Annotated in this window: 25 protein-coding genes and 1 other RNA gene; 10 read left to right on the top strand and 16 right to left on the bottom strand. The window is 73.5% G+C overall.

All coding sequences use genetic code 11. From position 1 onward, the window contains the following. Both ACE3QY_RS08050 and ACE3QY_RS08055 read right to left on the bottom strand, forming a co-directional pair. Positions 1-636 carry a hypothetical protein gene (locus tag ACE3QY_RS08050; RefSeq protein ID WP_374455492.1) on the bottom strand — a complete coding sequence of 212 codons (636 nt, stop codon included), beginning with the start codon at positions 634-636 and terminating at the stop codon, positions 1-3. A 70-nt stretch (positions 637-706) separates the two neighbouring features. After that, positions 707-1,150 (bottom strand): hypothetical protein, encoded by a 444-nt coding sequence (locus ACE3QY_RS08055; protein WP_374455493.1) that lies wholly within the window; start codon positions 1,148-1,150, stop codon positions 707-709. 101 nt (positions 1,151-1,251) lie between these two features. On the opposite strand from ACE3QY_RS08055, the gene ACE3QY_RS08060 reads away from it, so the two are divergent. Next, positions 1,252-1,941: a response regulator transcription factor gene (locus tag ACE3QY_RS08060; RefSeq protein WP_374455494.1), complete on the top strand. Its 690-nt coding sequence runs from the start codon at positions 1,252-1,254 to the stop codon at positions 1,939-1,941. Position 1,942: 1 nt separating this feature from the next. Next, complete coding sequence (locus tag ACE3QY_RS08065) at positions 1,943-3,244, top strand: sensor histidine kinase (protein WP_374455495.1); 1,302 nt, start codon at positions 1,943-1,945, stop codon at positions 3,242-3,244. A 22-nt stretch (positions 3,245-3,266) separates the two neighbouring features. Here the strand turns inward: ACE3QY_RS08065 and ACE3QY_RS08070 are convergent, their stop codons facing one another. From ACE3QY_RS08070 to ACE3QY_RS08080, 3 genes are all read right to left on the bottom strand, one after another. Continuing rightward, positions 3,267-3,644: a hypothetical protein gene (locus ACE3QY_RS08070; RefSeq protein WP_374455496.1), complete on the bottom strand. Its 378-nt coding sequence runs from the start codon at positions 3,642-3,644 to the stop codon at positions 3,267-3,269. A gap of 43 nt (positions 3,645-3,687) precedes the next feature. Beyond that, positions 3,688-4,074 carry a hypothetical protein gene (locus ACE3QY_RS08075; protein ID WP_374455497.1) on the bottom strand — a complete coding sequence of 129 codons (387 nt, stop codon included), beginning with the start codon at positions 4,072-4,074 and terminating at the stop codon, positions 3,688-3,690. 261 nt (positions 4,075-4,335) lie between these two features. After that, positions 4,336-6,378, bottom strand: a complete 2,043-nt coding sequence (locus ACE3QY_RS08080) for an NAD(+) synthase (RefSeq protein ID WP_374455498.1) — start codon at positions 6,376-6,378, stop codon at positions 4,336-4,338. A gap of 195 nt (positions 6,379-6,573) precedes the next feature. Here ACE3QY_RS08080 and ACE3QY_RS08085 point away from each other — a divergent pair, with 195 nt between their 5' ends. The 3 genes from ACE3QY_RS08085 to panB all read left to right on the top strand — a co-directional run bounded on the left by ACE3QY_RS08085 (position 6,574) and on the right by panB (position 9,603). Then, positions 6,574-7,461 (top strand): N-acetyltransferase family protein, encoded by an 888-nt coding sequence (locus tag ACE3QY_RS08085; protein WP_374455499.1) that lies wholly within the window; start codon positions 6,574-6,576, stop codon positions 7,459-7,461. A 42-nt stretch (positions 7,462-7,503) separates the two neighbouring features. Beyond that, positions 7,504-8,646, top strand: a complete 1,143-nt coding sequence (locus tag ACE3QY_RS08090; RefSeq protein WP_374455500.1) for a sorbosone dehydrogenase family protein — start codon at positions 7,504-7,506, stop codon at positions 8,644-8,646. A gap of 99 nt (positions 8,647-8,745) precedes the next feature. Continuing rightward, complete coding sequence (panB, locus tag ACE3QY_RS08095; protein WP_374455501.1) at positions 8,746-9,603, top strand: 3-methyl-2-oxobutanoate hydroxymethyltransferase; 858 nt, start codon at positions 8,746-8,748, stop codon at positions 9,601-9,603. Position 9,604: 1 nt separating this feature from the next. On the opposite strand, the gene ACE3QY_RS08100 is transcribed toward panB, so the two are convergent. Together ACE3QY_RS08100 and ACE3QY_RS08105 are read right to left on the bottom strand one after the other, a co-directional pair. After that, the gene (locus ACE3QY_RS08100) at positions 9,605-9,943 is read right to left on the bottom strand and encodes a hypothetical protein (RefSeq protein WP_374455502.1); all 339 of its coding nucleotides are present in this window, start codon (positions 9,941-9,943) and stop codon (positions 9,605-9,607) included. Next, positions 9,883-10,107 carry a hypothetical protein gene (locus ACE3QY_RS08105; protein ID WP_374455503.1) on the bottom strand — a complete coding sequence of 75 codons (225 nt, stop codon included), beginning with the start codon at positions 10,105-10,107 and terminating at the stop codon, positions 9,883-9,885. The genes ACE3QY_RS08100 and ACE3QY_RS08105 overlap by 61 nt, the downstream gene beginning before the upstream one ends. Before the next feature lie 23 nt (positions 10,108-10,130). Here ACE3QY_RS08105 and map point away from each other — a divergent pair, with 23 nt between their 5' ends. Together map and rnpB are read left to right on the top strand one after the other, a co-directional pair. Next, positions 10,131-10,979, top strand: a complete 849-nt coding sequence (map, locus tag ACE3QY_RS08110; protein WP_374455504.1) for a type I methionyl aminopeptidase — start codon at positions 10,131-10,133, stop codon at positions 10,977-10,979. 24 nt (positions 10,980-11,003) lie between these two features. Next, positions 11,004-11,371: RNase P RNA component class A (gene rnpB, locus ACE3QY_RS08115), an RNA gene on the top strand. Between the two features lie 14 nt (positions 11,372-11,385). On the opposite strand, the gene ribA is transcribed toward rnpB, so the two are convergent. The 6 genes from ribA to ACE3QY_RS08145 all read right to left on the bottom strand — a co-directional run bounded on the left by ribA (position 11,386) and on the right by ACE3QY_RS08145 (position 16,134). Further along, positions 11,386-11,937 carry a GTP cyclohydrolase II gene (gene ribA, locus ACE3QY_RS08120; RefSeq protein WP_374455555.1) on the bottom strand — a complete coding sequence of 184 codons (552 nt, stop codon included), beginning with the start codon at positions 11,935-11,937 and terminating at the stop codon, positions 11,386-11,388. 98 nt (positions 11,938-12,035) lie between these two features. Then, on the bottom strand, positions 12,036-12,731 hold the full coding sequence (locus ACE3QY_RS08125; RefSeq protein ID WP_374455505.1) for a RibD family protein: 696 nt from the start codon (positions 12,729-12,731) through the stop codon (positions 12,036-12,038). Beyond that, positions 12,724-13,680, bottom strand: a complete 957-nt coding sequence (locus tag ACE3QY_RS08130) for a lysylphosphatidylglycerol synthase transmembrane domain-containing protein (RefSeq protein ID WP_374455506.1) — start codon at positions 13,678-13,680, stop codon at positions 12,724-12,726. Before ACE3QY_RS08130 ends, ACE3QY_RS08125 begins: the two co-directional genes overlap by 8 nt. Beyond that, complete coding sequence (locus ACE3QY_RS08135; RefSeq protein ID WP_374455507.1) at positions 13,677-14,735, bottom strand: glycosyltransferase family 4 protein; 1,059 nt, start codon at positions 14,733-14,735, stop codon at positions 13,677-13,679. Before ACE3QY_RS08135 ends, ACE3QY_RS08130 begins: the two co-directional genes overlap by 4 nt. Next, positions 14,732-15,127 carry a 6-pyruvoyl tetrahydropterin synthase family protein gene (locus ACE3QY_RS08140; protein WP_374455508.1) on the bottom strand — a complete coding sequence of 132 codons (396 nt, stop codon included), beginning with the start codon at positions 15,125-15,127 and terminating at the stop codon, positions 14,732-14,734. Before ACE3QY_RS08140 ends, ACE3QY_RS08135 begins: the two co-directional genes overlap by 4 nt. Then, positions 15,115-16,134, bottom strand: a complete 1,020-nt coding sequence (locus tag ACE3QY_RS08145; RefSeq protein WP_374455509.1) for a zinc-binding alcohol dehydrogenase — start codon at positions 16,132-16,134, stop codon at positions 15,115-15,117. The genes ACE3QY_RS08140 and ACE3QY_RS08145 overlap by 13 nt, the downstream gene beginning before the upstream one ends. A 92-nt stretch (positions 16,135-16,226) precedes the next feature. On the opposite strand from ACE3QY_RS08145, the gene ACE3QY_RS08150 reads away from it, so the two are divergent. Genes ACE3QY_RS08150 through ACE3QY_RS08160 form a run of 3 tightly spaced genes read left to right on the top strand, consistent with a single transcriptional unit; the run spans position 16,227 to position 19,159 of the window. Next, the gene (locus ACE3QY_RS08150) at positions 16,227-17,891 is read left to right on the top strand and encodes a sulfatase-like hydrolase/transferase (protein ID WP_374455510.1); all 1,665 of its coding nucleotides are present in this window, start codon (positions 16,227-16,229) and stop codon (positions 17,889-17,891) included. 42 nt (positions 17,892-17,933) lie between these two features. Next, complete coding sequence (locus tag ACE3QY_RS08155) at positions 17,934-18,452, top strand: sigma-70 family RNA polymerase sigma factor (RefSeq protein WP_374455511.1); 519 nt, start codon at positions 17,934-17,936, stop codon at positions 18,450-18,452. Beyond that, complete coding sequence (locus ACE3QY_RS08160; RefSeq protein WP_374455512.1) at positions 18,449-19,159, top strand: anti-sigma factor; 711 nt, start codon at positions 18,449-18,451, stop codon at positions 19,157-19,159. The genes ACE3QY_RS08155 and ACE3QY_RS08160 overlap by 4 nt, the downstream gene beginning before the upstream one ends. Here ACE3QY_RS08160 and ACE3QY_RS08165 read toward each other — a convergent pair. Genes ACE3QY_RS08165 through ACE3QY_RS08175 form a run of 3 tightly spaced genes read right to left on the bottom strand, consistent with a single transcriptional unit; the run spans position 19,142 to position 21,337 of the window. Next, positions 19,142-19,507 (bottom strand): hypothetical protein, encoded by a 366-nt coding sequence (locus ACE3QY_RS08165; RefSeq protein WP_374455513.1) that lies wholly within the window; start codon positions 19,505-19,507, stop codon positions 19,142-19,144. The two genes, ACE3QY_RS08160 and ACE3QY_RS08165, sit on opposite strands and share 18 nt — an antisense overlap. A gap of 5 nt (positions 19,508-19,512) precedes the next feature. Continuing rightward, positions 19,513-20,253 (bottom strand): CDP-alcohol phosphatidyltransferase family protein, encoded by a 741-nt coding sequence (locus ACE3QY_RS08170; RefSeq protein ID WP_374455514.1) that lies wholly within the window; start codon positions 20,251-20,253, stop codon positions 19,513-19,515. A gap of 58 nt (positions 20,254-20,311) precedes the next feature. Next, entirely contained in the window at positions 20,312-21,337 is a 1,026-nt protein-coding gene (locus ACE3QY_RS08175) for a LuxR C-terminal-related transcriptional regulator (protein WP_374455515.1), read from the bottom strand. Between the last annotated feature and the right edge of the window lie 42 nt (positions 21,338-21,379).

A 21,379-nucleotide genomic window follows, 5' to 3' on the forward strand; every position in this document is an offset into this window, starting at 1 on the left:
TCAGCGGCAGATGTTGACGTCCTGCGACCCCAGCACGCCGTCCCAGACCTGGCGCATCGGCGGCAGCCAGCTCGTGGTCGTGGGCACGAAGGCGATGCTGCCGTCGACCTCCCTGCGCACGCCGGCCACGCGGACCTTCTCCACGACGAGCGGCATCGTGACCCGGCGGCTGCGCACGCCCTCCCAGCACGCCGACGCCTTCGTCCGGGTCACGGCCTCCTCGAGGGTGACGGTGTCACCGACGTACTTGCCGTTGTAGCGCCAGGCCACGGTGGTCACGTAGCCGGTGTGGCCCTCCCACGGCGCGACGACGGTGGCCGACATGCCCCAGGTGCGTCGGGTGGGGATCGTGAAGGTCACGCTGCCGTCCTCCACCTGCTTGGTGCGCGACTCCCAGACGTGGACGACGTCGGCGTCGAGGGTGCTGCGGGCGTTGACGAGCTGGACCTCGCAGCCCTCGCAGTCCGCGACGGTGAAGGTCAGCGTGGTGCGCGGCGCGGCAGCACGCTCGTCAGTGGCCGGAGCGGCCGCCGCTCCACCCCCGGCCGGGGCGAGCAGCGTGGCGAGCAGGGCGGCGCCGGCGGCGCTCCGGACAGTGGTGCGGACGGTGGTGCGGACGGTCATGCGGACGGTCATGGATCTCTCTCCCGTGATGGTGCGGACCCAGACTGGACGCACCTGCAGGGACAAAGGTTGCATCCGGTCGTCAGTCGTCGCCCAGGGTGTTGCGCTCGAGCTCCGCCAGCGTCGGCCGGCCCCTGTTGCAGAACACTTCGAGGTCCACCGAGTTCCGACCGTCGCTGAAGACCGCGTCGACGTCGTCGTCGGGGCCCTTCTCCCAGCTGACGACGCGCCAGCCCGCCGCCCGATCGGGGCGCGCCGCGATGCCGTACGCCCACGTGTCGCGGCACTCCACGACGAAGGCGCCCCACTCCCCCGACACCTCGTCGCGGACCTTCGGGCCCTCCGGCGACGGCACGTCCGTCGGCTGCACCGAGGTGTCGCGGGCGACCTCGTCGCCCACCGGCCCGCGGTCGCGGATGGTGGCGCCGACGGTCGAGATGGCGAAGACGCCGACGAGCACCGCGACGGCGGTGACGGCGGCCCACAGGCCGACGAGCAGCATCCGACGTCTCAGGGGGCCAGTCACCAGCCCATCGTGCCCTGTCCTGCGTCAGCGGGAGGTCAGGTGGTGGTTAAGGGACGGCTAAGGAAGCCGCCTGCTCCGGGCGCGGGCGGTACGGTCCCTGCGTGGCCGAGGTGCTGATCATCGAGGACGACGACCGGATCAGGCCGTTGCTGGTGAAGGCCCTGCGCGAGCTCGGGCACACCGTCACCTCGGCCCCCTCCGGCATGGCCGGGCTCCAGCTCGCCGTCGACTCCTCCCCCGACCTCGTCGTCCTCGACCTCGGCCTCCCCGACGTCGATGGCACGCAGGTGCTGTCCATGCTGCGCGCGGTGAGCCAGGTGCCGGTCATCATCGCCAGCGCCCGCGACGACGACCCGTCCCTCGTCGGCGCGCTCGACGCGGGGGCGGACGACTACGTCGTCAAGCCGTTCACCAGCGCCCAGCTCGACGCCCGCGTGCGCGCGGTGCTCCGGCGCGTCGAGTCCGGGCGCGAACGCCCCGCCACCCTCACCGTCGGCGGTATCACGATCGACCTGGCCGGGCGGCGCGTGCACCTCGACGGCCGCGAGGTCGAGCTGACCCCGCGCGAGTTCGACCTGCTCGCCCACCTCGCCGAGCGGCCGGGCGAGGTGGTCACCAAGCGCGACCTGCTGGTCGAGGTCTGGCGCCAGCCGTGGGGCGGCTCGGACAAGACCGTCGACGTGCATCTCTCGTGGCTGCGGCGCAAGCTCGGCGAGACGGCCGCCGCCCCGCGCTACCTCACCACCGTGCGCGGCGTCGGCGTACGCCTCGCCGTCCCCGAGGACGGCTGAGGTGCGGCGCAGCCTGCTGCTCACGGCCGCGGCGGCCATCTCGATGGTGCTGCTCGCGATGCTCGTGCCGATGGCGATCCTGGTCCGCAGCTACGCCCTCGAGGACCGACTCGCCCGGGCCGCGCTCGAGGTGCAGGCCGTCGAGACCGTGGTGTCGCGCCACGACGACAAGGGCTCGGTCGCGGTGTACGTCGACCGGCTCAACGACGGCGAGGAGCACACCCAGGTCACGGTGCTCTACCCGGACGGCACCGGCGTCGGGCCGGACCCCGGCGAGGACTCGCGGGTGCTCGACGCCCGCAACACCGGCCGGGCGCGGGTCGACGACGTCGCGGACGGCTCGCAGATCCTGGTGCCCGTCTCGCGCGGCGGCAACTCCGCCCTGCCCTCGCAGACCCCGGTCATCCGGGTGGTCGTCGACGAGCCCGGGATCGACTCGGTGGTCGGCGTGGCCTGGGGCCTGCTGGCCCTCCTCGCGCTCGCCCTGCTGGCCGGCTCCCTCGTCGTGGTGGACCGGCTCGGCCGGTCCTTCGTGCAGCCCATCCGGCGGCTGGCGGAGCACACGCAGACCCTCGGCCGGCCGGGCGAGCCGGACCCGGTGGCCGCGGTCGAGGGTCCCGCCGAGGTCCAGGAGCTCGGGGCGGCGATCGACCGGCTGGTCGGCCGGATCCAGCTGCTGCTCTCCCGCGAGCGCGAGTCCGTGGCCGACCTGTCCCACCGGCTGCGCACGCCCGTCACCGCGCTGCGGCTGCGCGTCGAGGCGGTGCCGGACCCCGACCTGCGCGAGCGACTCTCCGGCGACCTGGACTCCCTGCAGGCGACCGTCGACGAGGTCGTGCGCGAGGCCCGGCGGTCCGAGCGCGAGGGGCTCGACCCCCGCACCGACGGCGTACACGTCCTCGCGGAGCGGGTACGCCACTGGGTGCCGCTCGCCGAGGACCTCGGTCGTCCGCTCGAGCTCGACCTCGCCACCTCCGGTCCCCTGCTCCGCACCAGCCGGGCGGACCTCGAGGCGGTCGTCGACGTGCTGCTCGACAACGTCTTCACCCACACCGCCGACGACGACGCCGTACGCGTCACGCTGACCGCCACGGACGAGGACGTCACCCTCGTGGTGGAGGACGCCGGTCCCGGGCTGCCGGCCGGCGTCGACGCCGCCGCCCGTGGCACCAGTGGCGCGGGCTCGACCGGGCTGGGCCTCTCCATCGCCGCCCGGACCGCGACGGACTCCGGCGGCTGGCTGGCCACGGACACCTCGGACATGGGCGGAGCCCGGGTCGCCGTCCGACTGGGGACGGCCTGACCCGGGCTCCTGGGTGCGATGCTCAGCCGACGGTGACGGAGGTCGAGCAGGCGCTGCCGCCGGACGGCTTCACGGTGAGCTTGTAGACGTCCTTGCCACGGGTGTTGCGCGTCCAGGTGTCGAGGTCCAGCTCGCCCTCGTCGTCGGCGCGCACCGTGCGCTGGGCGGCGACCTTGCCGTCGTGGCGGATCGTGACCTGCCACGTGCTGAACGCCTTGGCGCCCTCGAGGTCGGCGTCGACGTCGTAGCCGCCGCGCTCACGGTCGACCGAGAGCTCGTACGTCGCTCCGGCGCAGGTGCCGCGGCGCTCGACGTCGGCGTTGGCCGGGGCGGCGACCAGGACGGCGGTGCCGACCGCTGCGGTCGCGGCGACGGCGGTGCTGGCGATGATCTTCTTCATGACGGTGTCTCCTCGTGTGTCGTGGGGTCTGAGTGGTGGCGGGTCAGGAGCCGAGCGAGGCCGTGCAGGGCTCGCCCTCGGCGGGGGTGAAGGTGGCGGTGTAGGTCGCGTCCGCGGAGTCGTCCGCGGTGAAGGCGTCGACGTCGATCTCACCGTCGTCGTCGGTGGTGCGGCTGCCCTCCAGGAGGGAGGTGTCGCCGCGCAGCAGGGCGACGTCCCACGTCTCACCGGGACCGGACGACTGGATCTCGGCGCTCACCTCGACACCGCCGTCCTCGGCCTCCATGCTGAGCTCCCACGTCGCGCCGCCACACGTGCCGCGCTCGGTGGTCTGGGCCTCGGCCGAGCGGTCGATCGCCCACCAGGTCCCGGCACCGGCCACGACCACGGCCGCGGCGACACCGCCGATGACAAGCTTCTTCCTCTGCACTGTTCCTCCTCCTCGATCGACGCCGGTGCGGCGTCATGGAAGGAGGTTCTCCGGACCGCGGCTAACCGCGCTCCAGCCCGTCGTTAAGGGCAGGCAAAGGTCGGTGGGACCGCCCGCTCGAGCGGTGGTCCACCTACATTCCGGGCTGTCCGAATGTAGGTGGGCCACCGCCCACCGGCGTGGCGTACGACGACACGCCCGAGGCCGGTGGTCCACCCACATTCCTCGCGCGACAAATGTGGGTGGACCACCGCTGCCCGGTCAGGCGGTCGGGACGTCCCGCTCGATCTCGGCCAGCCAGGCCGTGCCCTTGGCGTCGCTGGGCATCCGCCAGTCGCCGCGGGGACTCATCGTCCCGCTGGGGCTGACCTTCGGGCCGTTGGGCAGGGCGGAGCGCTTGAACTGGTTGGCGAAGAAGCGCTTCACGAAGACCTGCAGCCAGGTGCGGACCTCCTCGAGGTCGTACGCCACCCGCGCGTCCTCGGGGAAGCCCGGCGGCCACTCGCCCGCCTCGAGGTCCTTCCACGCGTGCCAGGCGAGGAAGGCGATCTTGCGCGGGCGGAAGCCGTGCCGCACCACGAGCGCGAGCGTGAAGTCCTGGAGGTTGTAGGGGCCGACGGTGTCCTGGGTGGCCTGCGGCTTCTTGCCCTCCTCGATCGGGATCAGCTCGGGGGTGATCTCCTGGGACAGGATCTCGCCGAGCAGCTCGCCGACCTCCTCGGAGAACTCGCCGTGGCTGATCACCCAGCGGATCAGGTGCTGCACGAGCGTCTTCGGGACGCCGGCGTTGACGGTGTAGTGCGACATCTGGTCGCCGACGCCGTAGGTGCACCAGCCGAGCGCGAGCTCGGACAGGTCGCCGGTGCCGACGACGATGCCGCCGCGCTGGTTGGCCAGCCGGAAGAGGTAGTCGTAGCGCAGGCCGGCCTGGACGTTCTCGAAGGTGACGTCGTAGACCTTCTCGCCCTCGGCGTAGGGGTGCCCGAGGTCCCTGAGCATCTGCTCCGCGGCGGGGCGGATGTCGAGCTCCTCGAAGGTCACGCCGAGCGCCTGCGAGAGCCGGGTGGCGTACGACTTGCTGGTCGAGCCGGTCGCGAAGCCGGGCATCGTGAACGCGAGCACGTCGCTGCGCGGCCGCCCGAGCCGGTCCATCGCCTTGCAGGCCACGATCAGCGCGTGCGTGGAGTCGAGGCCGCCGCTGACGCCGATCACCGCCTTGGGCGAGCCGATCGCGTTGAGGCGCTGCTCGAGGCCGGAGACCTGGATGTTGTAGGCCTCGTAGCAGTCGAGCTCGAGGCGCTCGGGGTCGTCGGGGACGAACGGGTAGCGGTCGACCTTGCGGTGCAGGCCGATGTCACCGGCCGGCGGCGCGAGCTCCCACTCGACGATGCGGAAGCGGTGCACGCGCTCGCGGTGGGTGCGCCGGTTGTCGTCGAAGGTGCCCTGGCGCAGCCGCTCCTGCCGGACGAGGTCGAGGTCGACGTCCACCACCGTGCGCCGCGGGCCGTCGGGGAACCGCTCGCTCTCGCCCAGCAGCGAGCCGCACTCGTAGACCATCGTCTGGCCGTCCCAGCTGAGGTCGGTGGTCGACTCGCCCTGCCCCGCCGCGGCATAGACGTACGCCGCCGCACAGCGCGCGCTGGCACTGCGCACCAGCAGCCGGCGGTCCTCCGCTCGGGCGACGGTGATCGGCGAGCCGCTGAGGTTGGCCAGCACCGTGGCCCCGGCCAGCGCGGCCTCGGCGCTCGGCGGCACCGGCACCCACATGTCCTCGCAGACCTCGACGTGCAGGTCGAGGCCGGGCACGTCGAGGCAGCGGAAGATCAGGTCCGGCCCGAAGCGGACGTCCTGCCCGGCGACAGTGATCCACTCCAGCTCGCGGTCGTCCCCGGGGGCGAACCAGCGGCGCTCGTAGAACTCGCGGTAGGTGGGGAGGTACGACTTGGGCGCGACGCCGAGGATCGAGCCGCGGTGCACCACGACCGCGCAGTTGAGGACGCGGTTGCCCTGGACGAGCGGGGCGCCGATGACCAGGGCGGTCATCAGGTCGGCGCTCGCCGCGACGATCTCCGCGATCGCCTCCTCGACCGTCGCCAGCAGCGTGTCCTGGAGGAACAGGTCGTCGACCGAGTAGCCGGTCAGGCACAGCTCGGGGAACACCGCGACCGCGACGTGGTCGTCGTGGCAGGCCTCCGCCTGCTCGATGACCACGGCCGCGTTGGCGAGGGGATCGGCGAGGTGCACCGGCAGGGTCACGGCCGCGACGCGCGCGAAGCCCTGGGCGTAGGCGGAGTAGAAGTCCACGGCCTCACTCTAGGGAAGGCGCCTGCGGCCGCGGCCCGCCCGTGCGGGTAGTCCAGTGGCAGATGGCTGTCCCGCCCGGGTAGTCCAGTGGCAGATGGCTGTCCCGGGGCCCGGATGTCGACCATCTGCCACTGGACTACCCCGACGGCCGAAACCCACTGGACGACCCCGGCGTCGCGGCGCGAAGGTGCACCCATGGCCCTCGAGATCACCCGCTGCGTCACCGACGACGACTACGAGGCCTGGCGACAGGTGCGGATCGCGGTCCTCCCCTACGAGCGGACCGTCACCGTGGCCGAGCTGCACGAGGCCGACTCGCCCGACCGGCTGATGGTCCTGGCCCGCGAGGACGGCGTGGTCGTCGGCCACGGCCTGTCCGACCGGTCCGACAGCGCCGGCGGCGGCTCGGTGATCCCGCGGGTGCTGCCCGAGCACCGTCGCCGCGGCATCGGCACCGCCCTGCTGGAGCACCTGGTCGAGCACGTCCGCACCCTCGGCGTCCCGACGCTGCGGGCCGGGGCGGACGACGACGCGTCACTCGCCTTCGCCCACCGCTTCGGGTTCGCCGAGGTCAACCGGGAGGTCGAGCAGACCTTCCACCTCGACGGGCCGGTCGATGTGACGCCGACTCCCGACGGCATCGAGGTCGTCACCGCGCAGGAGCGCCCGGGCCTGTGGGAGGCGTCCTACGAACGCTTCGGGCTCGAGGCGATCGCCGGCCTCTCGGTCGACACCCCGCTCGACGTGAGCCCGGAGAACTGGGTACGCGAGTGGCTGGGCGACCCGATGTTCCTCGCCCTGGCCGACGGCGAGGTCGTCGGCTGCGCGGGCCTCGGCCTCGACCCCGACCACCCGACCCGCGCCGAGCACCTGCTCACCGCCGTGCGCAGCGACTGGCGCGGCCGCGGGCTCGCGATCCACCTCAAGCTGCGCACGCTGGCGTGGGCCGTCGACCACGGGCTCACCGAGGTCTACACGTGGACGCAGGACGGCAACGCGGCGATGCGGGCGCTCAACACCCGCCTCGGCTACGCCACCACCCGGGTGGGCATCCAGCTCGCCCGGCCGCTCGACCCGGCGTGAGGACCTTTACCGCCGCACCGCCCTCCGCGTAGCGTCACCGGCGTGCGCCACCACCTCCGCACCACCCTCGCCCTGTCCGCCTCCCTCCTCACCGCGCTCGCGCTGGTGCCGGCCGAGGCGTCCGCGCCGCCGGGCTCCGGCTCCCGGGCCGCGGCACCCGAGCTGAGGATCCGCACCGTCGCGCGCGGCCTCCAGACCACGTGGGACGTCCAGCAGGCGCCCGGCGGGCGGCTGCTCGTGACCGAGCGCAACCGCGCCCGCATCGACGTCGTACGCAAGGGCAAGCGGCACACGCTCGCCCGGCTCTCCAAGCTGGTCTGGGTCTCCGGCGAGACCGGCCTGATGTCGATGGCCGTCGACGCCGACAAGCGCTTCCTGTGGGCGTGCCACGGCCACATGACCAGCGGCGGCCCGGAGGTCATGGTGTCGCGCTGGCGTGTGGACAAGAAGTGGCGCTCGGTCGCCCACCGCCGCACGATCCTCTCCGGCCTGCCGTCGACCAGCGGCCGCCACGGCGGCTGCCGGCTGCTGCTCGAGCGGGGCAGCGACGCGCTGCTCGTCGGCACCGGCGATGCCGCCGTCGGCACCAACCCGCGCAACCTCGACTCGCTCGGCGGCAAGGTGCTGCGCGTGCACCGCAACAATGGCGGCGCCATGCCCGACAACCCGTACGCCGACGCCTCCTCCGCGCGCCGGTTCGTCTGGACCTACGGCCACCGCAACGTGCAGGGGCTCGCGCAGCGCGGGGACGGCTCGCTGTGGTCGGTCGAGCACGGCAGCTACCGCGACGACGAGGTGAACCTGCTCGTCGAGGGCGGCGACTACGGCTGGAACCCGGTGCCCGGCTACAACGAGGAGGTCCCGATGACCGACCAGTCGCTGCCCGGGACCCAGCAGGACGCGAAGTGGTCCTCCGGCAACCCGACGCTCGCGACCTCGGGCGCCGCCTGGGTCAGCGGCGCGCAGTGGGGCGACCTCGACGGCACCCTCGCCGTGGCCGCGCTGAAGGCCGGCGAGGTGCTGTTCATGCGCTTCGACTCCTCCGGCGCGCTGCAGTCGGTGACCCGCCCGGCCGCGCTCCAGCGCTACGGCCGGCTCCGCTCGATCACCGCGGCCCGCAACGGCGACCTCCTCATCACCACCGACAACGGCAACGACCGGGTGCTGCGCGTCTCGCCGCGCTGAGTGACCATCGCCACAGGGCTGCTACCCGCGAGTCCGCACTAGCCTGATGAGTGGTCCGTGGACTCCACCAGGGAGCTGCGAGATGACGAGGAGCGACCCATGCCTGCACCCGAAGAGACCGCCCCCTACGGCTCCGGCCCGGCAGCCGCCGCGGCGGCCCCGGCCAAGCGCGTACGCACCCATCACCTGCGGGAGATGAAGGAGCGCGGGGAGAAGATCACCATGCTGACGGCGTACGACATGTACACCGCGGCCACCTTCGACGAGGCCGGCATCGACCTCCTGCTGGTCGGCGACTCCGCGTCCAACAACGTCTACGGCAACGAGACCTCGCTCCCCGTCACCGTCGACGAGCTGCTCCCGCTCACCCGGGCGGTCGCGCGGTCGGTGAAGCGCGCGATGGTCGTCGGCGACCTGCCCTTCGGCAGCTACCAGGCCTCGCCCGAGCAGGGCTACCTGACGGCCGTCCGCTTCATGAAGGAGGCCGGCGCGCACTGCGTGAAGCTCGAGGGCGGCGCCGAGATGGCACCGGTCATCGAGAAGTGCACGCGGGGCGGCATCCCCGTCATGGCGCACATCGGCTTCACCCCGCAGAGCGAGCACACCCTCGGCGGCTACCGCGTGCAGGGCCGCGGCGAGGCCAGCGACCGGATCATCGCTGACGCGCACGCGGTGCAGGAGGCCGGCGCCTTCGCGGTGGTGATGGAGATGGTGCCCGGCGACGTCGCCGAGCGGATCAGCAAGGAGCTGACCATCCCGACCATCGGCATCGGCGCGGGCGCCGGCTGCGACGGCCAGGTGCTGGTCTGGCAGGACGCCTTCGGCCTGCGGACCGGCCGGATGGCCCGCTTCGTCAAGCAGTACGCCGACGTGCACTCCGTGCTGCTCGAAGCCGCCAGGGCGTACGCCGACGACGTCCGCGGCGGCACCTTCCCGGGCGCCGAGCACACGTTCTGACTCAGGCCCAGCCGAGGAACCTCGCGCCACCGATCACGGTGGCCAGCCACACGACCGCCACCGCGGCCGGGAGCAGCACGACCGCTCTCGGCCGGGTGGTGAACCACGCGACCGCCAGCAGCAGGGCTCCGCACCACACCAGGGCCAGCAGCCCGATTGCCCACCACGGGGCGCCCACGGCGACCGGGGTGGCGCCGATGAGGAAGGCGACGCACGCCAGCCCGACCAGCCCGGCGAACGGCCAGGGCGAGAGCGGCTCGCGTGTCGGGAGCGGCTCGCTCAGCTGTCCGGCGTCCCGTCGGTGAGGCCGTCGCCGGATCCCGCGCCGTCCTCGTTCCACTTGGGGTCGTTGTCCCAGGCCTCGTTGCGCTCCTCGACCTTCTCGAGCGCCCGGGAGGCCTCGTCGGAGGTGGCGTAGGGACCGAGGCGGTCGGCGTTCTTGCAGCCGTCGTGGCCCTCGACCGTGTGGTGCTTCAGGCAGAACCAGAACTCGTTGTCGCTCACCCCTCGAAACTACACTCGCGGACGTGCCAGTCGTATCCCCCGCAGAGGTGTCAGCCCGCCGGGCCGTCCCCGCCCACATCGTCCGCCCCGAGTACGTCGACAAGCCGGCGCCGCAGCGCTTCACCGGCGAGGAGGTCAAGGACGCCGCGACGATCGAGCGGATGCGGGTCGCCGGCCGCCTCGCCGCCCAGGCCCGCGAGCTCGTCGGGCAGCACGTCGTGCCGGGTGTCACCACCGACGAGCTCGACCGGATCGGCCACGAGTTCCTCTGCGACCACGGGGCGTACCCCTCCACCCTCGGCTACCGCGGCTTCCCCAAGTCGCTGTGCTCGAGCGTCAACGAGGTGATCTGCCACGGCATCCCCGACTCCCGCGTCGTCGAGGACGGCGACATCGTCAACATCGACATCACCGCCTACCTCGACGGCGTGCACGGCGACACCAACGCCACCTTCCTCGCCGGCGACGTCGACGAGGAGTCGCGCCTGCTGGTCGAGCGCACCCGCGAGGCCCTAGACCGGGCGATCAAGGCCGTGAAGCCCGGCCGCCGGGTCAGCATCATCGGCCGTGTCATCGAGTCCTACGCCAAGCGCTTCGGCTACGGCGTCGTCCGCGACTTCACCGGCCACGGCATCGGCACGTCGTTCCACTCCGGGCTGATCATCCCCCACTACGACGACGAGCGCTTCGACGACGAGATCCGCGTCGGGATGACCTTCACCATCGAGCCGATGCTCAACCTCGGCACCCCCGACTACGACATGTGGGACGACGGCTGGACGGTCGTCACCAAGGACCGTTGCCGCTCGGCGCAGTTCGAGCACACCCTGGTCGTGACCGAGGATGGCGCCGAGGTGCTCACCCACCCCTGACTCCCGGCTAGGATCCTCGGCGAGTGGGTCGGCCGGGCGGCCGCGGCACCACACTTCGGTGCGGTGTCGAGGAAGGTCCGGGCTCCACAGGGCAGGGTGGTGGCCAACAGCCACCCGGGGCAACCCGCGGGATCAGTGCCACAGAGAACAGACCGCCAGCCCCTCCGGGGACTGGTAAGGGTGAAACGGTGGTGCAAGAGACCACCAGTACGCCGGGCGACCGGCGTAGCTAGGCAAACCCCACCCGGAGCAAGATCAGACAGGATGCGTCCGAGGGCGGCCCGCCCGAGCATCCGGGTAGATCGCACCAGGCGGCCGGCAACGGTCGTCGCAGATGGATGGTCGCCCCTGCGTCAGCAGGACAGAACCCGGCCTACAGGCCGACCCACTCCCCGCCCCGGCTGGCTCACAGGCCGGGGAGGTGGAGCACGTGCCCGCCGGCGGCCTTGGTGGCGAGGTAGCCGTGGTTGACCTCGCTGAGGTGCAGGGCGGTGTGCACGCGGCGCTCGATCCGCAGACCCGCCTCCTCGAGCTGGGCGGCCTTGTCGGGGTTGTTGGAGAGCAGGTCGAGGCGGTCGACGCCGAGCGCCTCGAGCATCTGCACGGCGGCGGTGTAGTCGCGCTCGTCCTCGGCGAAGCCGAGCGCGAGGTTGGCCTCGTAGGTGTCGAGCCCCTCGTCCTGGAGGGCGTAGGCGTCGATCTTGTTGTAGAGCCCGATGTCGCGGCCCTCCTGGCGCAGGTAGAGCAGGTAGCCGCCCGTCTGCGAGATGCGTCCGATCGCCTCCTGCAGCTGGGGGCCGCAGTCGCAGCGGGCGCTGCCCAGCACGTCACCGGTGAGGCACTCGCTGTGCAGCCGCACGAGCGGTACGTCGACCCCGGGGGCGTCGTCGGTCGCACAGGCGCCCAGCCCGATGGCGACGTGCTCCCGCCCGTCGACCAGGCCGTGGAAGGTGACCATCCGCGCGGGGACCTGCGAGCCGTCGGCCAGGCGCAGCGGCAGCTGCACGTCGCGGCGTACGACGGCAGCGGAAGGCCGGTCCGGGAGGCGCTCGATGCTCATGCTGTCTCCTGGTAGCGGGAGGACAGCGCGTAGCGCAGCAGCACCACGTCACCGATCTGGCGGGTCTCGGCGAGGGTGGCACGGTGCCCGGGGTGCCACGGGAAGGCGCCGTCGCCCACGAAGCGGCGGGCCGCGGACGTCCCGACGAAGAACGGAGCCACGACCAGGTGGAGCTCGTCGGCGACGGCGCTGGTGAGGAACTGGGTGTGCACGCGCCCGCCGCCCTCGACCATCAGGCGGCGCACGCCGCGGTCCCAGAGGTCCTCGGTGAGCCGGCCGACCTGCACGTCGGCACCTCCGTCGACGACGGTGGCGACCCGCGAGAGCCGTGTGCGGGCCGCTCCCACCGACCCGGTCGGGCAGTAGACGAGCTTCTCGCTGTCGCCGGTCGCGAAGAAGTTGCTGCGGGCGTCGAGCTGTGCGTGCCGGGTGATCGTCACTTTCGCGGGCGACTCCGGCAGCCCGCGGTCGCGCCGTCGCTCGCGGAGGGCCGCGTCGCGCACCAGCAGCCGCGGGTTGTCGTCGCGCACCGTGCCCGCGCCGACCAGGATGGCGTCGCACTCGGCGCGGACCCGGTCGACCCGGCAGAGGTCGGCGTCGTTGGAGAGCACGAGCCGCTCCTCGGTCGCGCCGCCGAGGTAGCCGTCGAGCGAGATGCTGCAGCTGAGGATCGTGTAGGGCCGGTCAGGCATGGGCGGGTTCTCCTCGCACGGGATCGGGAGCGGGGGTGGTGCGGCGGCCCGCGGCGAGCACCGCCAGACCGGGGAGGTTGGCCACGAGCACGATCGCGCCGTAGGCCACGGCGGTCGCCATGCCGGCCGAGGCGCCGAGCCCGGCGGCGGCGAAGGCCCACGCGGCCGTCCCCTCGCGCGGTCCCCAGCCGGCGAGGTTGAGCGGCAGCCCGGCCGCGACCAGCACCACCAGCGCGAGGGGCAGCAGCGTGGCCACCGGCGCGTCGACGCCGACGGCGCGGGCGGCCAGGACGAGGGTGGCGACGTAGCCGGCCGTCGCGACGACCGAGGCCAGCACGACGCCCGGCCACGAGCGGCGTACGAGGAGCGCGAGGCGTACGTCGTCGCGCACCACGCGCGCCGCCCGGCTCCACCACGCGTCACGGTCGGGCGTGCGGCGCAGCAGCACCACCGCAAGCACCGCCACCAGCGCCACGGCGGCGACCAGCCACGGCAGCGCGGGGCGCGCCGGCGACGGCAGGACGGCGAGGACCACGACGGCGAGGAGCGCCTGGACGAGCTGGCCCGCGAACCGCTCCCAGCCGACGGCGCGCAGCGCCCGGCCGGTCTCCCCGGTGGACCGGCCGTGCACCACGCCGCGGTGCACGTCGCCCAGCACGCCGCCGGGCAGGATCGTGTTGAGGTGCTGCGCGCGGTAGCAGGCCGCCACCGCCCGCGGCAGCGTGAGGGCCACCCCGAGCTCGCGCGCCACGAGGGTCCAGCGCCACGCAGACGCGATCGTGGTGACGAGAGCGAGCGCCACGCCCGCCACCAGGACGCGGACGTCGAGCGCGCGCAGGCCCTCGAGGACGGGCCCGCTGCCGACCTCGCGGACGACGAGCGCGAGGACCAGCGCACCGCCGAGCCAGCGCCAGGACGAGCGCCAGGACGAGCGCAGGACCGCCCTCACGCCGCCACCTCCCGCACCGCTTCCGCGACGCGGCCGGCCGTGACGGACCAGCCGTCCAGCAGCGATCGCCGCTCGAGCGCGGCGGACCGGAGGAGGGCGCGGAGGTCGTGGTCGGTCAGCCAGCGGCGCAGCGCCGAGGCGAGGTCGGCCGGGTCGCCCGGCCGCACCACGAGCCCGGGCACGGATCCCGTCGGCGACTCCCCCAGCGCCTCGCGCACGCCGCCGACGTCGGTCGCCACGACGGGCAGGCCGTGCGCGATCGCCTCGGTGAGCACCATGCCGTAGGCCTCGGTGCGGCTCGGCAGCACGAGCAGGTCGGCATCGGCGTACGCCGCCTCGAGGTCCGCGCCGCCGAGTGGTCCCGCGAGCAGGATCCGGTCGGCGACCCCGAGGGTCGTCGCGGCCCGGCGCAGCCGCACCGTGGCCTCCGGCTCGACCGTCAGGGAGCCGACACAGGTCCACGTCCAGGCGAGGTCGCGGAGGTCGGCGAGCGCGGCCAGCAGGTGGTCCTGGCCCTTGATCGAGCTGACGGCGCCGACGGTGAGCAGCGACGCGCCGCTCCGCGTGCCCGACGCCACCGCGGCCCGGTCGACACCAGGCCGGGCGACGACCACGCGCCGCGGGTCGAGGTCGTAGGTCCAGAGGAGCCAGTCCCGGCACCAGTCGCTGGGCGTCACCACCCCGGCCGCCGCCATCACGACCTGCTGCTCGGGCAGCCGCGCCAGCACGTCGTCGACGCCGACGGGCAGGTGCAGGAGGAGCACCACCCGCAGCCGCCGGCTCGCCGGCAGCATCACCGACGGCAGGCGCGAGGCGAGCAGCCCGTCGACGAGCACCGTCGCACCGTCGGGCAGCCCGGCCAGCGCGCCCTCCAGGGCCGGTGCCCCGAGGTCTGCGGACCACGGCCAGCCACCCTCGACCTCGACGAGCCGGACCGTCCGGCCGCGCCCGGGCAGCGCCGCGCAGAGACGACGGTCGTAGGTGTTGCCGCCGCTGGGGCGCGCCGGGTCGTCGATCCCGCCCGGGACCACGACATGGAGCACCCCGCCCGTCACAGCGACCGCTCGTAGCTCGCCCAGGCGACGTGCGACTCGTGCAGGGTCACGACCAAGGCGGCGAGGTGGTCCGCGGGCCCGAGGCGCCCGGCTGCCACCTGCTCGGCCAGCCGGTCGGCGACGTGGCGGGCGAGCACCTCGGTGGTGGTGTTGGTCCCGGCGAAGGCCGGCTCCTCGTCGAGGTTGCGGTAGGAGAGCTCGCCGACGACCTCCTTGAGCACCTCGGTCGCGCGGCCGATGTCGACGAGGATCCCGTCCGCGTCGAGCGAGTCGCCGCGGAAGGTCGCGTCGACGACGAACGTCGCGCCGTGCAGCGCCTGCGCGGGGCCGAACACCTCGCCGCGGAAGCTGTGCGCCACCATCATGTGGTCGCGGACGGTCAGGCCGAACACGACACCTCCTCCGACGACGCAGCGCCGTAGGTCACCGCGTGGCACAGTGCGGGCAGCTCGCGCGAGACCAGCCGCGGCATCACCTCGGGCAGCGCCTCGAAGTCCGACTCCCCCGTCAGTAGGCAGTCGAAGGCGTCGTCGCGCAGCAGCTCGAGCGCGAGCGCGAGCCGCTCCCCGGTCGTACGCCGGTCGCGCCGCGCCGGGGCCACCCGGCCGACCTGGCTGGCCCGGAGGCTCAGCCGCCCCGAGTGGAAGCTGCCACCGAGCGAGACGGTCGTGGGCTCGTCGCCGTACCAGCTGAGCTCCAGCACCGTGCCCTCCGGTGCGAGCAGGTCGAGCGAGCGCTGGAGGCCGGCGGACGTCGCGCTCGTGTGCACCACCAGGTCGCAGCCGCCCGACGCCTCCTCGGGCTCGGCGAAGGCCACGCCGAGCGCCTCGGCGACGCCTGCCCGGGACGGGTCGACGTCCACCAGCGTCACCGTCGTCCCGGGGACCTGTGAGGCCAGCCGTGCCACGCTGCAGCCGAGCACGCCCGCGCCCACGACCGCGATCCGGTCGCCGATGAGCGGCGGCTGGTCCCACAGCGCGTTGAGCGCGGTCTCGACGATGCCAGCGAGGACGGCCCGGTGCACGGGCACCCCGTCGGGCACGGGCGTGACCGCGCCTGCCGGGACGACGTACGTCGTCTGGTGCGGGTGCAGGCAGAAGACCGTGCGCCCGCGGAGGTGCTCGGGCCCGGCCTCGACGCGACCGACGTTGAGGTAGCCGTACTTCACCGGCCCGGGGAAGTCGCCGTCCTGGAAGGGCGCACGCATGACGTCGTACTGGCTGGTCGGCACGCGGCCGCCGAAGACCAGGCTCTCGGTGCCGCGGCTGACCGCCGAACGGAGCGTGCGCACGACGACGTCGTCGGCGCCCGGCTCCGGGAGCGGGACGTCGCGGATCTCGCCGATCCCCGGCTCGCGCAGCCAGAACGCCCGCGCCTCCCACGGCGTGTGCTCGTGCATCCGTCCACCTCTGCCCGGTCCCGTGAACCGAACGGGGCACCGCCCCGTTCCCTCCCGAAGAGCTGCTTGTACCCGGGGTGAACGGAGGGGATGTGCAGACGGTTCAACGCCGCCGCGCCCGGTCCGGACTGCTGACGCTGCTCGCCCTCGGCCTGGTCGTGCTAGCCCTCCTGGCGCCCAACCACCTCGAGGACATGACGCCCGCCGCCTTCCTGCGGCTGCCGGTCGAGCTGCTCGTGCTCGTCGCGCTGGTCCTCGCCCTGCCCGACCGCATGGCACGGGGGCGTCGCCTGCTCGTGGCCGCCGCCGGCGGCCTGCTCGCGCTCGTGACGGTCTTCAAGCTCCTCGACCTCGGCTTCTACCAGGCGCTCAACCGGCCCTTCGACCCGATGATCGACTGGCGCTACGGCGCCGACCTCGTCGAGACGGTGCGCGGCTCCGCCCCCGGCGCGCTGGGGGTCGTGCTCCTGGCCGGTGCGGTGGTGTCGCTGCTGGCCACGCTGCTGGTGGTGCCGCTGGCCGTCGCGCGCGTCACCCGCGCGGCACGCGCGCACCGGCCGGTGGCCGTGCGCCTGCTCGCCGTGCTCGCGCCGCTGTGGCTGGTCCTCAGCCTGCTCGGCGTGCGCGCCGGCTCCGTCCCGGTCGCGTCCGAGGCGGCAGCGGCGTACGCCTACGGCCAGGTCGCCCGCGTCCCCTCGCAGCTGCGTGACCAGCGCGAGTTCGCCCGCGCCGCCGCCGACGACCCCGCGCGCGACCTCGACCCCGACGGGCTGCTCGCCGGCCTGCGCGGCAAGGACGTGCTGCTGGTCTTCGTGGAGAGCTACGGGCGGGTCGCGCTGGACGACCCCGGCCTGTCCGACGGGGTCGCGGCCGCGCTCGAGGAGGGCGACCAGACGCTGTCCCGACGCGGGCTCACCGCCCGCAGCGGCTGGCTGACCTCGCCCACCTTCGGCGCGCTGAGCTGGCTCGCGCACTCCTCGCTGCAGGCGGGCCTGTGGGTCGACAGCCAGCAGCGCTACGACCACCTCGTCACCACCGACCGCGAGACGCTCACCAGCCTCTTCGGCTCGGCCGGCTGGCGCACCGTGGCCGCCGTCCCGGCCAACACCCGCGACTGGCCGCAAGGCGAGTTCTACGGCTTCGACCGGGTCTACGACTCCCGCACGCTCGGCTACCGCGGGCCCCGCTTCGGCTACCCGACCATGCCCGACCAGTTCACGCTCGACGCCGTCCAGCACCTCGAGCTCGCCGCTCCCGACCGGCAGCCGGTGATGGCGGAGATCGACCTGATCAGCAGCCACGCACCCTGGTCGCGGACGCCACGCCTCATCCCGCAGGACAGCGTCGGCGACGGCTCGATCTACGCCGGCATGCCCGACACCCTGCCCTCGGAGGCCGACATCTGGCCCGACGCCGACCGCGTGCGAGCGGCGTACGCCGGTGCGGTGGCGTACTCGCTGCGGTCGGTCGTCGCCCACCTCGAGGCGTACGCCGACGAGGACACCGTCGTCGTCATGCTCGGCGACCACCAGCCGGCGACCATCGTGTCGGGCCACGACCCCGGCCACGACGTGCCGGTCACGATCATCGCCGGCGACCCGGCGGTGACGGACCGGGTGGCCGCGTGGGGCTGGGACGACGGCCTCCGGCCCTCCGACGAGGCGCCCGTGTGGCGGATGGACGCCTTCCGCGACCGGTTCCTCGCGGCGTTCGGCGACGAGCGCCAGACTGGGACGGCGCAGGCGGGCGCGGGGTGAACCGAACGGGTCGCTCCGGCGTTCCTTCCCGAGGGAGGTGACATGCCGAAGGACGAGGTCGCGCTGATGCAGCAGGTGCACGACGAGCACGCCGACGTGCTCTGGCGCTTCTGCCTGCGCCTGGTCGGCAACGACCGCGCCCACGCCGAGGACGTCACCCAGGAGACCCTGCTGCGGGCCTGGCGGCACGGGACGATCCTCGAGAGCCCGCCCGCCGCCGTGCGGTCCTGGCTGTTCACCGTGGCCCGCAACATCGTCATCGACGACTGGCGCAGCCGGAAGGCCCGCCCCGAGACGCCCGTGGACGAGGTGCCCGAGCAGCGCCGCTCGCTGGAGGACGACGACAGCGACCAGCTCCTGCTCTCCTGGGTGGTCGCCGAGGCGCTGACCCACCTGTCGGAGGACCACCGCACCGTGCTGCTGGAGTGCTACTACCGCGGCCGGCCGGTCGCCGAGGTCGCCCGCCGTCTCGGCGTCCCGCCGGGCACCGTGAAGTCGCGCACCCACTACGCCCTCCGCGCCCTCAAGCTCGCGCTCGAGGAGATGGGGGTCTCCGCATGAGCTGCACCCACTCCCACGACGACGCCGCTTACGTCCTCGGCGCGCTGAGCCCCACCGAGCGGCTGGAGTTCGAGCGCCACCTCGCGACGTGCGACGAGTGCACCCGCTCGATCCGCTCGCTCGCCGGCATGCCCGGCCTGCTCGACCTGGTCGACGCCGGCGTGCTGGAGGACCCGCCGGCCGACCCGCCGCTGCCCGCCACGCTGCTGCCGTCGCTGACCCGGGCGGTCGACGCCCGGCGCCGCCGGCGCACCGTCGTCATCGCGGGGCTGGCCGCCGCTGCGGCCGCGGTCGTCGCGCTGGCCGTGCCACTGGCGCTCGACGACGACGCACCCCCGGTGTCCGGGCCCGGCACGAGCGGCCCGTCGACGGCCGGCCAGGACGAGGTCGAGACGCGCGTGATGGCCCCGCAGGGCGACGTACCCATCGAGGCGACGCTGGGCCTGGAGCAGGTCACGTGGGGCACCCGGATGCTGCTGACCTGCACCTACGACAAGGACGCGATCGACGTCGAGCTGCCCGAGCAGGTCGACTACCTGCTCTACGTCACCGACGCCCGGGGCCACACCGAGCAGGTGGGCAGCTGGACGTCGGTCAGCGGCACCACGATGACGGTGCCGGCCGCCACCTCGGTCACCCGCGACGACCTCGCCTCGGTCGAGGTGCGGACGCCCGACGGGCGGGTCGTGCTACGACTTGACGCGTGAGGCGAGCGGGTTGTCCACGGCGAGCAGCCGGGCGCCCGCGACGATCGCGACCACCTCGGAGGCCGCGGCCACCCACACCGCCCAGCCCGACCAGTTCGCGGTGGTGCCGAAGAGACCCACGGTGGTGGCGAGCACGAAGGCCAGCAGCGTCGAGAGGCCGAAGCCGAGCGCCAGGAACGCCGAAATCCAGTGCCGCCAGACGAGCAGCAGCACCGCGATCACCGCGCCGGCGACCGCGTTGAGCATGAACGACGGCCCGAGGAAGTCGTCGTCCCTCGCCCAGTCCAGCCAGAGGTAGAGGTGCACCGCCGCCGAGACGAGGACCGAGAGGGCTGCAAGGACACGCATCGCGCTCACCTGTTTCGCTGGAGGGTCTTTCCCTTCCGTACGTCCCACACGCCCCGCCGGTTCAGTCCGCGCCGGCGCCACAGCCACACCACGTCCCAGCCGAACGACTCGGCGAGCAGCAGGAGCGCCACGACCAGCACGGCGTACGTCGCCACTGCTGGCAGCAGCCCGGACGCGGCTGCCGTCAGTGCGATGCCGGCGTAGGCCGCGACGACCTTGCGCCAGTAGCGCGGCGGGAGCTGCCGCTGCATCCATGGCACCAGCCAGGTCGCGACGGCGTACGCGTAGCGCACCAGGCCCATCGCCAGCACCCACCAGCCCGCCTCGCGGCCGACGTACGCGCTCAGGACGAGGATGAGGAAGGCGTCGGCCTCGCCGTCGATCCGGCCGCCGAAGGCCGACGCCGTGCCCGTCCGACGCGCGACCCGGCCGTCGACGAAGTCGAGCGCCAGCGCCACGACGGTGAGGGGCACCAGGGTGCGCACCATGTCCGTGCCGTCGAACGACTGCGCCACCAGCGCTGCGACCGCGCACGCGAGCGTGGCCCGGGTCAGCGTGACCAGGTCGGCGGGGCCGAAGGCCTCCACCTCGTCCACCACGGCCCGGCGCGCGGTGGCCACCGCCAGCACGAGGCCGCACCCGAGCCCGGCGACCCACCCGATCGTCCCGACGCCCAGCACGAGATGGAGCCCAGCGAGCACAACCAGGCAGACCGCCAGTCCGCGTCGCACCTCGATGACGGCCACCTCCCTCGGCTGCCCAGTGTGTACGCACGGCTCGGCGATGTGGTTCATCCCGACGTGCTCAGGAGCTCGCCACCAGCCCACCCAGCAGCTCGTCCCTGCCGCGCACCCCGCACTTGCGGTAGATGGACGACAGGTGGTCGTTCACGGTCCAGGGTGAGATGTCCAGCTCCCGGGCGATCGACCGGGAGGTGAGTCCGCGCGCGGCCAGCACGAGGACACGGTGCTCGCGGGGCGTGAGGCGGTGCCCGGCCGCCACGGCGTCGAGCAGCAGCGGGACTCCGGCCGGCTGCAGGACGACTGCGACGTCTGCCTCGCCGCCCGGCAGGGCGTGACCCGACACCTCGAGCCAGCGACCGCTGATCGTCCTCACGGCGGCCCGGACGCTGTCGGGGCCACCGGCGCGAACGACCTGGGCCGCGTCGTAGAGGACGCGGGTGACGTCGTTCGGTCCCGTCTCGTCCCCATGCCCCGGGACGAGGTCATCCAGCCATGCCTGCGCCTCGGGCGAGACCGCCACCAGGCGATCGTCGGGTGCGAGCAGCACGACCCCGGTGGGAGCGGGGCCGGGGGCACCGCGCAACGTCCGCACGGGGTGGCGGCGGAACGCTTCGGTGAGCTCCGGCGCGATCGTCAGCAACCGGGCCACGTCGCGCTCACCGAAGCTGGTCCCCGCGTCGCGGTACAGCACGATCGCACCCCACACGGCGTCCCGGTCGCGCAGCACCAGGCGCAGCTCCGAGCCGACCCCCTGGGGGATCAGGATCTCGTTGAGCCGCACGCTGGTCCCCGCCAGCGGGTGCCCGGCCCCCAACCATCCGGCGGGCACGGCGGCGCGGGCGAGGTCGGCGTACTTGTTGACGTCCGGGACGGCTGCCTCCAGGCGCGCGAGCTCGGCGGTGCCGTCCGTGCCGTTGCGGCAGAACTGGAACGTCCGCAACCTGGTGGCCGGGTCGAGCCCGACGAGGACCCAGCCGTCGTGCGGCACCGTCCGGCGCAGGACGGCAGCGACGACAGCAGCGAACTCCTCCGGCTCGGCGTCGTCCCCCCGGAGCAGGTCCGAGGCGAGTCGTGGCTGGACGCCCACCTGCTCATCGTCGCACCGGTCCGACCCCCAGCAAATAGGGAT

This window comes from Nocardioides sp. (genome assembly GCF_041913365.1).
Taxonomy (GTDB): Bacteria; Actinomycetota; Actinomycetes; order Propionibacteriales; family Nocardioidaceae; genus Nocardioides.

What these genes read in the sequence shown, in the direction of transcription:
- ACE3QY_RS08125 (WP_374455505.1), bottom strand. Translation starts at nt 12,731, where the DNA reads ATGCCTGACCGGCCCTACACGATCCTCAGCTGCAGCATCTCGCTCGAC.
- ACE3QY_RS08160 (WP_374455512.1), top strand. Translation starts at nt 18,449, where the DNA reads ATGAGCTGCACCCACTCCCACGACGACGCCGCTTACGTCCTCGGCGCG.
- ACE3QY_RS08165 (WP_374455513.1), bottom strand. Translation starts at nt 19,507, where the DNA reads ATGCGTGTCCTTGCAGCCCTCTCGGTCCTCGTCTCGGCGGCGGTGCAC.
- panB (WP_374455501.1), top strand. Translation starts at nt 8,746, where the DNA reads ATGCCTGCACCCGAAGAGACCGCCCCCTACGGCTCCGGCCCGGCAGCC.
- ACE3QY_RS08155 (WP_374455511.1), top strand. Translation starts at nt 17,934, where the DNA reads ATGCCGAAGGACGAGGTCGCGCTGATGCAGCAGGTGCACGACGAGCAC.
- ACE3QY_RS08145 (WP_374455509.1), bottom strand. Translation starts at nt 16,134, where the DNA reads ATGCACGAGCACACGCCGTGGGAGGCGCGGGCGTTCTGGCTGCGCGAG.
- ribA (WP_374455555.1), bottom strand. Translation starts at nt 11,937, where the DNA reads ATGGTCACCTTCCACGGCCTGGTCGACGGGCGGGAGCACGTCGCCATC.
- ACE3QY_RS08070 (WP_374455496.1), bottom strand. Translation starts at nt 3,644, where the DNA reads ATGAAGAAGATCATCGCCAGCACCGCCGTCGCCGCGACCGCAGCGGTC.
- ACE3QY_RS08050 (WP_374455492.1), bottom strand. Translation starts at nt 636, where the DNA reads ATGACCGTCCGCATGACCGTCCGCACCACCGTCCGCACCACTGTCCGG.
- ACE3QY_RS08085 (WP_374455499.1), top strand. Translation starts at nt 6,574, where the DNA reads ATGGCCCTCGAGATCACCCGCTGCGTCACCGACGACGACTACGAGGCC.